The organism is Brevibacterium senegalense, assembly GCF_000285835.1.
Taxonomy (GTDB): Bacteria; Actinomycetota; Actinomycetes; order Actinomycetales; family Brevibacteriaceae; genus Brevibacterium; species Brevibacterium senegalense.
Genome location: NZ_HE978605.1, coordinates 57,083 through 69,140 on the forward strand (window position 1 = coordinate 57,083; position 12,058 = coordinate 69,140).

At 68.8% G+C, this 12,058-nt stretch carries 14 protein-coding genes; 2 read left to right on the top strand and 12 right to left on the bottom strand.

What is annotated here, in order from left to right; all coding sequences use genetic code 11:
* Window positions 1-143 precede the first annotated feature (143 nt).
* Window positions 144-1,037, top strand: a complete 894-nt coding sequence (locus HGBR_RS10850; RefSeq protein WP_019159368.1) for a LysR family transcriptional regulator — start codon at window positions 144-146, stop codon at window positions 1,035-1,037.
* A gap of 345 nt (window positions 1,038-1,382) precedes the next feature.
* Here HGBR_RS10850 and rplQ read toward each other — a convergent pair whose 3' ends face one another.
* The 6 genes from rplQ to infA all read right to left on the bottom strand — a co-directional run bounded on the left by rplQ (window position 1,383) and on the right by infA (window position 4,541).
* Window positions 1,383-1,913: a 50S ribosomal protein L17 gene (rplQ, locus tag HGBR_RS10855; RefSeq protein ID WP_019159369.1), complete on the bottom strand. Its 531-nt coding sequence runs from the start codon at window positions 1,911-1,913 to the stop codon at window positions 1,383-1,385.
* A gap of 44 nt (window positions 1,914-1,957) precedes the next feature.
* Complete coding sequence (locus HGBR_RS10860) at window positions 1,958-2,959, bottom strand: DNA-directed RNA polymerase subunit alpha (protein WP_019159370.1); 1,002 nt, start codon at window positions 2,957-2,959, stop codon at window positions 1,958-1,960.
* A 158-nt stretch (window positions 2,960-3,117) separates the two neighbouring features.
* Window positions 3,118-3,519, bottom strand: a complete 402-nt coding sequence (gene rpsK, locus HGBR_RS10865; protein ID WP_019159371.1) for a 30S ribosomal protein S11 — start codon at window positions 3,517-3,519, stop codon at window positions 3,118-3,120.
* 33 nt (window positions 3,520-3,552) lie between these two features.
* Window positions 3,553-3,921 carry a 30S ribosomal protein S13 gene (gene rpsM, locus HGBR_RS10870; RefSeq protein ID WP_019159372.1) on the bottom strand — a complete coding sequence of 123 codons (369 nt, stop codon included), beginning with the start codon at window positions 3,919-3,921 and terminating at the stop codon, window positions 3,553-3,555.
* Between the two features lie 205 nt (window positions 3,922-4,126).
* Window positions 4,127-4,240: a 50S ribosomal protein L36 gene (gene rpmJ / locus HGBR_RS10875; protein ID WP_019159373.1), complete on the bottom strand. Its 114-nt coding sequence runs from the start codon at window positions 4,238-4,240 to the stop codon at window positions 4,127-4,129.
* A gap of 79 nt (window positions 4,241-4,319) precedes the next feature.
* Complete coding sequence (infA, locus tag HGBR_RS10880) at window positions 4,320-4,541, bottom strand: translation initiation factor IF-1 (RefSeq protein WP_019159374.1); 222 nt, start codon at window positions 4,539-4,541, stop codon at window positions 4,320-4,322.
* Between the two features lie 268 nt (window positions 4,542-4,809).
* Between infA and HGBR_RS18945 the strand changes: the two genes are divergently transcribed.
* The gene (locus tag HGBR_RS18945; protein WP_019159375.1) at window positions 4,810-5,958 is read left to right on the top strand and encodes a hypothetical protein; all 1,149 of its coding nucleotides are present in this window, start codon (window positions 4,810-4,812) and stop codon (window positions 5,956-5,958) included.
* A gap of 82 nt (window positions 5,959-6,040) precedes the next feature.
* Here the strand turns inward: HGBR_RS18945 and HGBR_RS17570 are convergent, their stop codons facing one another.
* The 6 genes from HGBR_RS17570 to rplO form a co-directional block, all read right to left on the bottom strand.
* Window positions 6,041-6,388, bottom strand: coding sequence for an META domain-containing protein (locus HGBR_RS17570; RefSeq protein WP_019159376.1), 348 nt, complete (start codon window positions 6,386-6,388; stop codon window positions 6,041-6,043).
* A 161-nt stretch (window positions 6,389-6,549) separates the two neighbouring features.
* A complete protein-coding gene (locus HGBR_RS10895; RefSeq protein ID WP_019159377.1) occupies window positions 6,550-8,337 on the bottom strand; it encodes a trypsin-like serine protease in 1,788 nt (595 codons plus the stop codon).
* A 183-nt stretch (window positions 8,338-8,520) separates the two neighbouring features.
* Window positions 8,521-9,345: a type I methionyl aminopeptidase gene (gene map / locus HGBR_RS10900; RefSeq protein ID WP_019159378.1), complete on the bottom strand. Its 825-nt coding sequence runs from the start codon at window positions 9,343-9,345 to the stop codon at window positions 8,521-8,523.
* Complete coding sequence (locus HGBR_RS10905) at window positions 9,345-9,914, bottom strand: adenylate kinase (RefSeq protein ID WP_019159379.1); 570 nt, start codon at window positions 9,912-9,914, stop codon at window positions 9,345-9,347. The genes map and HGBR_RS10905 overlap by 1 nt, the downstream gene beginning before the upstream one ends.
* Window positions 9,915-10,021: 107 nt before the next feature.
* Window positions 10,022-11,323, bottom strand: coding sequence for a preprotein translocase subunit SecY (secY, locus tag HGBR_RS10910; RefSeq protein WP_019159380.1), 1,302 nt, complete (start codon window positions 11,321-11,323; stop codon window positions 10,022-10,024).
* A 279-nt stretch (window positions 11,324-11,602) separates the two neighbouring features.
* Window positions 11,603-12,058 (bottom strand): 50S ribosomal protein L15, encoded by a 456-nt coding sequence (rplO, locus tag HGBR_RS10915; RefSeq protein ID WP_019159381.1) that lies wholly within the window; start codon window positions 12,056-12,058, stop codon window positions 11,603-11,605.

Sequence of the window (12,058 nt, forward strand, 5' to 3'; positions counted from 1 at the left end):
TTCCCGCGCGTGGCCGCAACCGGTCGGCATCGCACGGGGTGGCGACGCACGCGGAATGGGCCTCACCCAGGATGGCGCACGCGACCCTCAAGGAGAAGCAACGATCTCTTCACGATCGTGAGGCAGAGCCTTACACTCGTGGCATGTGGGATCTGCAGCGACTGAGGATCTGGCGCGCGGTCGTGAGCACCGGTTCGGTGACGGCGGCCGCACGCAACCTCGACTACTCGCCGGCCAGCGTCAGCCAGCAGATCATCGCACTCCAGCGGGCCGTGGGCCTGCCCCTGTACCGGCGCGCGGGACGCGGCATCGAGATCACGGAGGCGGGCCACCGGTTCGCGGAGGAGTCCGAGTCGCTCTTCGGGGAATCCGCCCGCCTGGACCGCGTCGTCGCCCAGATGCGGGCGCCTGCGCTCGATCGGGTCGTCATCGCCTGCCCGTCCTCCGTCGCGAAGGAGTGGATCCCCGCTGTGCTGCGCGACGCGGTGACCCGCCATCCGCACCTGCGCTTCGACGTGCTCACGAACGAACCGGTCCGCGGGGCGAGGTCCAGCGCCCCGGATATGGACGTGACGGTGCTGCCCGGCGGAGTGGACCCGGACGGAGACGAGCTCCTGGCGGTGGACGCCTACCAGCTGGTCGTCCCTAGCGATCATCCCGCAGCGACGCAGCAGTCGGTGCGCGTCGCGGAGCTGGAGGATCTGCCGCTGCTCGACCTCGACGTCGAGGGCAGTGTGTCCGGCGACGTCATGGACGACGCGGCCCGCGCCGCCGGCATCACCCCGCACCACGTGGCGCGGGCGGACGACCACTACGGCCTGCTCGCGATGGTGATGGCGGGGATCGGCCTCGCACCGCTCCCCCGCCTGGCGGCCCTCGATCTGCCGCCCAGCCTCGTGGCGGTGCCGCTCGTGGACCCGGAACCTGTGCGCAGCATCGTCCTGCACTGCGACCCGGATGCGCAGCACCGCCCCCACATGGCCGACATCCGCACCGCGTTCCGCCGGGCGGCGCAGAGGTCCGGCCCCGCTGACTGAGGAGCAGCGGACTGAGGAGCGACGGTCTGAAGAGCCGCGGTCTGAAGAGCGACGGTCTGAGCCGACGCGGGCCCGTTGAGGTGTACGTACACGCCCCGAATGTCGCAGAACTCAGGCGTGCACGTGCACCTCAGCGCAGAGTGCGCGCGCGACCTGCCCCGTAGCGCCGCCGCGAGACGGCTACAACGCTGCACGGCGCCGCCGCGACACAGCGCCGCCGCGACACGACGACGCCGCGACACGACGACGCCGCGACACGACGACGCCGCCCGTGACCCCAGCGGGTTCACGGGCGGCGTCGTGTCAGTCAGTCCCGTTCGCGGGCGCGGCCCGCGATGACGGGACTCACTTGTCCTCGGCGGCCTCCTGGGCCTCGTCGATCTGCGCGCCGGACTCGACGTCCGCCTCCGCGGCCGGGGCCTCGGCGGCCTCGGTCTCGACGACCTCTGTCTCCTCGACGTCAGCAGCGGCGGCGGTGGCCTGCTCGGCCTCCTTCACCGTGGCCTGCTTGGGCGAGTAGGGCTCCAGCACCAGCTCGATGACGGCCATGGGGGCGTTGTCGCCCTTGCGCGGACCGATCTTCGTGATCCGGGTGTAGCCGCCCGGGCGCTCGGCGACGGCCGGAGCGATCGAGGTGAAGAGCTCGTGCACGATCCCCTTGTCGGAGATCGCACCCAGCACGCGACGGCGCGCGGCCAGGTCGCCCTTCTTCGCGAAGGTGACGAGGCGCTCCGCCACCGGACGCAGGCGCTTGGCCTTCGTCACCGTGGTAGTGATGGACTTGTGCTCGAAGAGCTGCGCGGCGAGGTTGTTGAGCATGATCCGCTCGTGCGCCGGCGAGCCTCCGAGGCGGTTTCCCTTGGTGGGGGTGGGCATTGTTCTGTCTCCTTGGAATTCTTAAGGCTGCGCGGGGCCGCCGCTCAGTACTGCTCGTCCTCGACGAACACGTCGTCGTCCACCGCGTCCTCGGCATCGCCGAACCCGGCCGGGCTGTCCTTGAGGTTGAGCCCCAGCTCACCCAGCTTCTGCCGGACCTCGTCGATGGACTTCTGACCGAAGTTCCGGATGTCCATGAGGTCGGCCTCGCTGCGCGCCACGAGCTCACCCACGGTGTGGATGCCCTCGCGCTTGAGGCAGTTGTACGAGCGGACCGTCAGCTCGAGGTCCTCGATCGCGAGCGCCAGATCGGCGGCCATCGCGGCATCGACCGGCGACGGGCCGATCTCGATGCCCTCGGCCTCGACGTTGAGCTCGCGCGCCAGGCCGAACAGCTCCACGAGCGTCTTGCCCGCGGAGGCGAGGGCATCGCGGGGGACGATCGACGGCTTCGTCTCCACATCGATGATGAGGCGATCGAAGTCCGTGCGCTGCTCGACACGGGTGGCCTCGACCTTGTACGACACCTTGAGCACGGGCGAGTAGATCGAGTCGACCGGGATCCGGCCGATCTCTGCGTCCGCGTTCTTGTTCTGGGCTGCGGACACGTAACCGCGACCGCGCTCCACCGTCAGCTCGATGTCGAGACGACCGGTGTCGTTGAGCGTGGCGATGTACAGCTCGGGATTGTGGATCTCCACACCGGCGGGTGCGGAGATGTCCTCGGCCGTGACCGCTCCCGGGCCCTGCTTGCGCAGGTACGCGACGACGGGCTCGTCGAACTCCGACGAGACGACCAGCGACTTCAGGTTGAGGAGGAACTCGGTGACGTCCTCCTTGACCCCCGGCACCGTCGAGAACTCGTGCAGGACTCCGTCGATCCGGACGCTCGTGACCGAGGCGCCGGGGATGGACGAGAGCAGGGTGCGACGCATCGAGTTGCCGAGGGTGTAGCCGAATCCGGGCTCCAGCGGTTCGATGGTGAACCGCGAGCGGCGCTCGGAGACGACCTCTTCCGTGAGCGTGGGGCGCTGTGCAATGAGCACGTGGGCTTCCTTTCAGCGAACATCCGCCATATGACGTTCGCGGGCATTCGAGAGCACGCGAGGGGTTCGTGCTCGAAACGCTGGCTGGTGGAGGTCCGATCGGTGCGACCGCCGCCGGGGACTCGCGTCACCGGCGGCGGAGAGCCGATCGGGGAGGATCAGCCGCGCCGACGCTTGGGCGGACGGCAGCCGTTGTGCGGGGTGGGGGTGACGTCCTGGATCGTGCCCAGCTCCAGGCCGGCGGCCTGGAGGGAGCGGATCGCGGTCTCGCGGCCCGAACCCGGGCCCTTCACGAAGACATCGACCTTCTTGAGGCCGTGCTCCTGCGCGCGGCGGGCAGCGGACTCCGCCGCCATCTGCGCGGCGTAGGGCGTCGACTTGCGCGAACCCTTGAAGCCCACCTCACCGGACGAGGCCCAGGAGATGACAGCACCGGACGGGTCCGTGATGGACACGATGGTGTTGTTGAACGTGGACTTGATGTGCGCCTGACCGGCGACGACATTCTTCTTGACGCTGCGACGCGTCTTGCGTGCTGCTGTGCGTGACTTGGGAGGCATATTCCTGGAAACTCCTGATCGATCCTGAGGGGATTACTTCTTCTTACCGGCCACGGTGCGCTTGGGTCCCTTGCGGGTGCGCGCATTGGTCTTCGTGCGCTGTCCGCGCACGGGAAGGCCACGACGGTGGCGGAGGCCCTCGTAGGAGCCGATCTCCACCTTGCGGCGGATGTCGGCGGACACCTCGCGGCGGAGGTCGCCCTCGACCTTGAAGGTGCCTTCGATGTAATCGCGGAGCTGCACGAGCTCTGCGTCGGTCAGGTCTTTCACACGGGTCGACGGGTCGATGCCCGTCTCCGTCAGGGTCTGGCGCGCACGCGTGCGGCCCACACCGTAGATGTATGTCAGGGCGACAACGACCCGCTTCTCACGGGGGATGTCGACTCCGGCAAGACGTGCCATCTGTTCTTCCTTCTGATTGTTCCGGAGGTGCTGGTGCAGACCCTGTCCGGCAGTGTCTTCGTCACTGCGGGTCCCCGGCCTCCGACCGGGGGTGTCGTCCCGCGCCCGTCCGAACCGGTGGATCGTGGGGGCGGGGGGCGGGGTCTGCGTGGGTGTGCGGCTCACGACCGCGGTCGTGACACCAGATCTGTCCGAAGCGGGACGATCAGCCCTGACGCTGCTTGTGGCGCGGGTTCTCGCAGATCACCATGACACGGCTGTGTCGACGGATGACCTTGCACTTCTCGCAGATCGGCTTGACGCTGGGCTTCACCTTCATAGCTGTTCCTTCTTCCACCGCGAAGGCCCCGGGATGCCCCCGGGGCTGCGCCTGCGAAATCGTCGAAGCGATCTTCTGCTTACTTGTACCGGTAGACGATCCGGCCGCGCGACAGGTCGTAGGGCGAGAGCTCCACGACGACGCGGTCCTCCGGCAGGATGCGGATGTAGTGCTGGCGCATCTTGCCCGAGATGTGAGCGAGAACCTTGTGGCCGTTGGTCAGTTCGACCCGGAATGAAGCGTTGGGGAGCGCCTCGACGACAGTCCCCTCGATCTCGATGACCCCTTCTTTCTTGGCCATGTGTGTTCTCACCCTCGATTTCCCGCGGTCGCACCGCGTGTCATTCGTTCGTTGCGGGGCGTGAGCCCCTCGTCGACCGGCAGCCTGTCCGTCCGCGCCCCTGCATCCGTCGTGTCACGGTGATCTGGGTATACTCCCCACAGATCGAGCCGCAGACGGCGTGCACAGAGGTCCCGTGGTCACAGGCCAAGAGAACACTCTACAGCAGTGCGCGCGCATACGCCACATCGCGACGACCGCGCAAGGCGGACACGCCGGAGGGATCACCATGCCAGTCTCCCGAGTCCCCCTGCTGGTGGAGCGCGCCCTCCCGGACCTGCTGGATCCGCTGGCCGGTCCTGCGGACCGGGCCGCGGCCGCCCGCCTCGTCGACCGCGCGCAGTCGACGTCCCTCACCGCACTGCCCCTGCACCGGGCCGCCGCCGAGGCCGTCCTCCGGTTCCTCGAACCGGCTCCGGGTGCGCGGCTGGTCCGGTTCCTCACCACCGCCGAGGCCGCCTCGCCCGCACTGCCGACCCGCCTGGTGGCATGCCTGCTGGCCCGAGCGCGGGGCCTCGAGCCGCTGCCACGCGGTCCGCAGGTGTTCGAGCCGGTCGCCGTCCGCTCGACCGCACCTCGCCGCCGGCGCGCCCGCCAGGGTCACCTGGGCGACTGCTGGCTCATCGCGGTGCTCGATTCCTGCGAGAACGTCTCCCCCGGCTTCCTGGACAGACTGGTGACGCCCGTCCCGGTGGAGGACGGGCTGTGCGCAGACTCCGCGGAGTCGTCGGGGATCGTCCGCCGAGACTCGGCTGACGTCGACCTCGTCGCGATCGATCTCACACTCCCCCGCGTGCCGATGCCGGGTCTGCGGCGCATCCCGTTCCTGCCGGTGCGGCGGACGTCGGTCATCGTGAGCACGCGGGTGCCGCTGCGGCACCGTGCGGGCGACACCCGGCTCAAGGCCTCCGTGGCCTCCCTCGTGGAGAAGGCCGCGGTCGTCGCGTGGTCCGACGGCTCGTACCGGCGTCTGCAGAACGACTTCGCGGGCATCGGCCTGCTGCTCACGACCGGCAGGTGGAGTCCTGCCCGTCCGGTCCCGCGCACCGTCGAGGCCGTGGGCGGCTGGCTGGAGAAGGGCAGACCCGTCGTACTCTCGACCCTCAGGCGTCCCGGCGGTTCGTTCGAACTGGACCGCGAGGACGGCGAGGGCACCGTCGCCTTCATGGATGCGCACGTCTACGTGGCGCGTCGGGTGCTGCGCTGCGATGAGACCGGTCGCGCGGGCGCCGGGCATCCGCTGCGTCTGCACGTCCACAATCCGGTGGGCGGATCCGAGTCCCGCCGCCGGCGTCGCACTGACCTGTACCTGTCCGCGCAGCAGATGCGGCGGGCCTTCATCAGCGCGAACGTGGGGCCGGTGCTGCGCGGAGCGTGACGCGGTGCGTTTCGCGGTCCCGGTTCCGCGCACACGGGCATCGTCGTGCCATGTGCACGAGACCGCACACCGGACGGCGGCGTCACGCGTCGTGGGCCCGGGTGAGGGTCCCGATCTCCTCGTCCTTGCTGTTGAAGACGTGCAGGGTGTCGCCGTCGACGCGGACGGATGCGGCGCCGCGCAGCCACGTATCGACACCCGGGCAGGCGCGGAGCGTGCTGGGGCCGCGACGGATCGTGGCCGTGTCACCGTCTGGGCGATAGGAGCCGCCCACGCCGTTGCAGCCGTCGGAGCCGGACAGCTGCCCCTCCCCAGGGCTCGTGAAGGGCCGGGACTCCCCCTCCGGCACGAGGTCCCCGAAGGACAGGAAGGCGTTCGCGGGATCCTGGGCGTTCCAGCGTCCCAGGACCGGCGGTGTCTGCTCTGCCATGTGCTCTCTCCTCGATCGATCGGCGCCCCGGGGCGGGGCGCGCGTCTTCCACGGTACAGCCGGATGGAACGCCGCAGGGGGTGCAGGATCGTGTCCGATCCTGCACCCCCTGCGGGCTGCTGCGGTGACGCTCAGCGCATCACTGCGTCAGTGACTGATGCTCATGCCTGGCGGCGGCGTGCCACGTAGACCAGCGCGCCACCCAGGGCGACCAGTCCGGCAGCACCGGCGACCAGCGGAGCGACGGTCGAACCGGTGCGGGGCAGGTCCTCGCCGCCGTCACCCTCGTCGCCGTCACCCGATCCCTCGACGACGCTGAAGGAGCCCTCGAGGGTCTCCGTCTCCGTCGTCGCGACGACCGAGTAGTCGCCCACGTAGGCCGAGGCGTCCGCGGTGGGCAGACCCCACACGCGCGAGGACGCGACGCCGTCCTCATCCGCCGTGACCGTGATCGACTTGGCGGGCTCGTCCGCCGCATCCGCCGCCGGGGCAGCGCCGGAGCCAGCGTTCGCAGCGTCGCCACCCGCGTAGGTGTCGAACGTGACCTCAGAGCCGGGCTCCGCGTCCGTCACCGTGTAGGTGACGCCGCGGTCGTCCTCGATGGCCTGGTCCTCGTCCTCGGCGATGAAGCGCTCGGCTGCGATCTCCTGGGGGTCGACGGCCAGCGACGGGTCGACATCCGCGTCATCCGTCTCCGTGGGAGTGGGGGTGGGGGTCGCCGTCTCCGTGGGCTCCTCAGTGGGCTCGCCGGACGTCTTGATCTCGTAGTCACCGTCGAGCTGCTTGAGGCCCTCGGACAGCTCCGCGGCCCACAGGAGGGCATCCTGTCCGTCTGAGGCAGGAGCGCCACCGGAGACAACGCCAACGGCCTTGTCGCCCATCATGACCGTTCCGCCCGAGTCGCCGCTGTCGACCGGTGTGTTCGACGAGAAGCCGTACACCAGGTACTGCGTGCCATCGGTCGGATCTCCGATCGGCGCGATGCCGTCGACCATGTCGATCTCGCCGCTGGTCGTGCCCGTGGTGCGACCGGAGTGGAAGACCGTCTTGCCGATGTCACCCTCGACCACGTCGTGCGTGCCGGTGATCGGGGTCGTATCCGCAGCGAGATCGTCCTCGCCACCGGAGGACTCGCTCCACGTCGCGACCTCGCCCAGCAGGTTGAATCCGGCGGACTCGTCGACCTCGATGACCGCGAAGTCCTGTGCGGACGCGGGGTCGAGCTCGGCACCGTTGTTGTAGTCCTCAAGAGTCATGGGGCCGAACTGGGACTCCACGAACGTTCCCAGCTTGCGCGACTCGTCGAGCTCGAAGGTGTCGTACGTGCCCGTGAACACGTTGGTGGTCGAGGGGCGCTCGACGTAGACCTCGCCGCCCACATCGCTGCAGTGACCAGCGGTGATCAGAACATCGTTGCCGGACGCGTCAGTCGCGGGGAATCCGACAGAGCAGAGACCGTACTGGCCGCCACCGGTGTCCACGCCGTAACCGGCACCTGCGACGATATCGTCGCTAGCGGAGTAAGCGGTGGCTTCAGCGCCCTCGTCGTCGCCCTGCTCGGGTGCGAAAGCGGTGTAGGTGCCGCCCACCTCCTGGATGACCAGGTCATCACCGGTGGTCTCCTGGGCGAAAGCCTCGACAGGCTCCAGAGCCTCCGCGACCTGCTTGTCGTCGACGTTCTCGGCGACGACCTGGGCGATGAGCTCGCCGTTCGCGCCGTGTCCGATCGCCGCGATCTTGTCGCTGGCAGTGAAGGCCTTGGCCGCAGCCGCCTCGAACTTGACGTCGACCGGTGCGTCAGTGGTGGGCGCCGCGGTGGGCGTCGCCGTGGCCGTAGCCTCAGCGGTAGGCGCCGCGGAGGCGGGGCCGGCGATCATCGCGCCGCCGAAGCCCAGAGCGACTGCTGCGCTCAGAGCGACGAAGCGCTTGCCCGTGGTGGGGTGTGCCATTCGTTCATCCTTCTGCTTCACGTGGATACTGAGCGCGCGCACGCACACGACGTGCGGGCGACTCGCCAGTCCGACTCTTCCAGACGAGTAGGACTTATGACACTTCTGTTCGTTGTGGTCACCGAATGGTCACGGCCGAGACCGTCGCGTGACAGTCCCGGCCGTGGAGGCGCAGTGCGGAGTTCAGTCGAGGGCGACGGGCGTGACGCCGTAGGGCGCCAGCCGCTCCGCTCCCCCGTCCTCGGCCGTCAGCACCCAGATGCCGCGGGCGTGGCGGGCGACCGTGTGCTCCCAGTGCGAGGCGCGGGAGCCGTCGGCCGTCACTACCGTCCAGTCGTCCGCGAGCGTCTCCGTCGCGATGTCGCCGGCGACCAGCATCGGCTCGATCGCCAGGCACATGCCGGGCCGCAGCTTGGGCCCCTTGCGCTTGGCGTCGTAGTTGAGGACCTCCGGGTCCATGTGCATCTGCGTGCCGATGCCGTGACCCGTGAAGTCCTCGATGAGGCCCAGATCGGGGGCGAGCTCCTGCGCCCGCGCCTCGATCGCGGCACCGATGTCGCCCACCTTGCGTCCCGTCGCCATCGCGGCGATGCCCGCCCACAGGATCTCCTCCGTGACCTGCGAGAGGCGAACGTGCCCGGGATCCGCCTGCTCCTCGCCGCCCACGAAGACGGTGAGGGCGGAGTCGCCGTGGAAGCCGTCGACGATCGCGCCGCCGTCGATCGAGACCATGTCACCGGGCTGCAGCACCCGATCGCCGGGGATCCCGTGCACCACGACCTCGTTGACGGACACGCACAGGGTCGCGGGGTAGCCGTGGTAGCCCTTGAAGTTCGAGGTGGCGCCGGCCTCCTCGATGACACGGGCACCGGCCGCATCGACGTCCGCCGTCGTGGCTCCCGGCACGCACGCGGCACGGGCCGCCTGGAGGGCGGCCCGTGTGATGAGGCCCGCACGACGCATCGTGCGGATCTGATCGTCCGACTTCAGCTCGACGCCGGTAAGCATCAGGCGCCGATCGCCTGCCGGATGCGCTCCGTGACGGTCTCGACGTCGCCCAGGCCGTCGACCTGACGCAGCAGTCCCCGCTGGTCGTAGACGTCCGTGAGCGGCTGCGTCTGCTCCGCGTACACGTCCAGGCGGTGGCGGATGACGTCCTCCGTGTCGTCCGAACGCCCCTGCAGGGAAGCGCGGGCCAGCAGACGGCCCACGACCTCGTCGACATCGGCCGTCAGTTCGACGACGTGGTCGAGCGACGCACCGCGCTCCTCGAGCATCGCATCGAGGTCCGCGACCTGCGCCCGCGTGCGCGGGTAGCCGTCCAGCAGGAACCCGTCCTTCGCGTCGTCCTGCGACAGGCGGTCCGCGACCATCGAGTTGGTGACCTCGTCCGGCACGTACTCGCCCGCGTCCATGTAACGCTTCGCAGTGCGGCCCAGCTCCGTCTCGCCCTTGACGTTCGCGCGGAAGATGTCGCCGGTGGAGATCGCGGGCACGCCCAGTGCCTCGCTCAGGCGCGCAGCCTGGGTGCCCTTCCCCGCTCCGGGGGGACCGATGAGGATGATGCGAGTGGTCATGAGGTTCCTTTCCTCTGTCTGCCGAGGCCGCCGTCAGGGACGACCCACGACCGTGGTGCGGGATCCCGGCACCGGGACCGTGCGGTCCGCGATGCTCCGGGAAGGAGTCAGCGCAGCAGTCCCTCGTAGTGGCGCTGCTGCATCTGGGAGTTGATCTGCTTGACCGTCTCCAGCCCCACGCCCACGATGATGAGCAGCGATGTGCCGCCGAAGGGGAAGTCCTGGTTCGCGTTGATGAGCACCAGAGCGACGAGCGGGATGAGGGCGACGCAGCCCAGGTACAGCGAGCCGGGCAGCGTGATCCGGTTGAGCACGTAGCTGAGGTACTGCTCCGTGGGCCGGCCCGCGCGGATGCCCGGGATGAACCCGCCGTAGCGCTTCATGTTGTCCGCGACCTCCTCCGGATTGAAGGTGATCGCGACGTAGAAGAACGTGAAGAAGACGGTGAGGAGGAAGTACGTGACCATGTAGAGCGGGTGGTCACCGGCCGTGAAGTACGTGTTGATCCACTGCACCCAGCCGTCCTCCGGGCTGCCGAACTGCGAGATGAGGCTGGGCAGGTACAGCACGGACGAGGCGAAGATGACCGGGATGACGCCGGCCTGGTTCACCTTGATCGGGATGTACGTCGAGGTTCCGCCGAACATGCGACGACCCACCATGCGCTTCGCGTACTGCACGGGGATCCGGCGCTGCGACTGCTCGACGAAGACGACCAGCGCGACGATGACGAGTCCCACGAGAATGACGAGCAGGAAGATGTCGATGCCCTGCGAGCTGAGGATGTTGCCGAACGAGGACGGGAAGCCAGCCGCGATCGAGGTGAAGATGAGCAGCGACATGCCGTTGCCCACGCCGCGCTCCGTGATCTGCTCGCCCAGCCACATGACGAGTCCGGTGCCGGCGGTCATGGTGATGACGATGATGCCGATGCCCCACCACGTGTCGTTGATGATGAGGTCCTGGCAGCCCTCCACATCGCCGAACAGTGCGCCGGTGCGCACCGTGGAGACCAGGGTGGTCGCGTTCAGGACGGCCAGGCCCAGGGTCATGTAGCGCGTGTACTGCGTCATCTTGGCCTGACCGGACGCGCCCTCCTTGTGCAGGGCCTCGAACCGGGGGATGACCACGCGCAGCAGCTGGGTGATGATGCTGGCCGTGATGTACGGCATGATGCCCAGCGCGAAGATCGACAGCTGCAGGAGCGCACCGCCCGAGAACAGGTTGATCATCCCGAAGGCGCCCTCTGTCAGTGCGGGCGAGGCCACGCACTCCTGCACCTGCGGGTAGTCGATGCCGGGCGACGGGATGAACGAACCGAGCCGGTACAGCACGATGATCCCGAGGGTGAAGAGCAGCTTGTTGCGAAGATCAGGCGTCCTGAAAGCGCGCCCTACAGCTCCGAGCACTCGTCCTCCTCATACATGTCCGCCGGTCCGGCGGCCGGAGCACGGTCGCGCGCGAAGACCCCGTCAGGCGGAGTCGCAGCGCACCGACGGCAGGCAGGGCCACAGATGGGATCGACGACGAAACGACAATATTCCTCGAGCACTCTACCAGGGGGCATCAGACGGGCCGAATCCGCAGACTCGCCCGGCGACTCTTCTCCTGGACGCGGAAACGCCTGTGGGGAGCAGTCCCACTGGACTGCTCCCCACAGGCGTTCTGCCGTGCGGCGATGCGCCGGTTCAGGCGGTCGTGACCGACCCGCCCGCTGCGACGATCTTCTGCTCGGCCGAGCCCGAGACCTTCTCCGCCGTGATGTTGATCGCGACGGTGATCTCGCCGGTGCCCAGCACCTTGACGGGCTGGTTGGCGCGGACCGCGCCCTTCTCCACGAGGTCGGCGACCGTGACGTCGCCGCCCTCCGGGAACAGGGCCGACAGCTTCTCGAGGTTGATGACCTGGTAGGTCACCTTGTTCGGGTTCTTGAAGCCGCGGAGCTTGGGCAGACGCATGTGCAGCGGCGTCTGTCCGCCCTCGAACCCGTGCGGCACCTGGTAACGGGCCTTCGTGCCCTTGGTGCCGCGGCCTGCGGTCTTGCCGCCCTTGCCGCCCTCACCGCGACCCACGCGGGTCTTGGGAGTGTTCGAACCGGGAGCAGGACGCAGGTGGTGCAGCTTGAGTGCGTGCTCTTCTGCCAT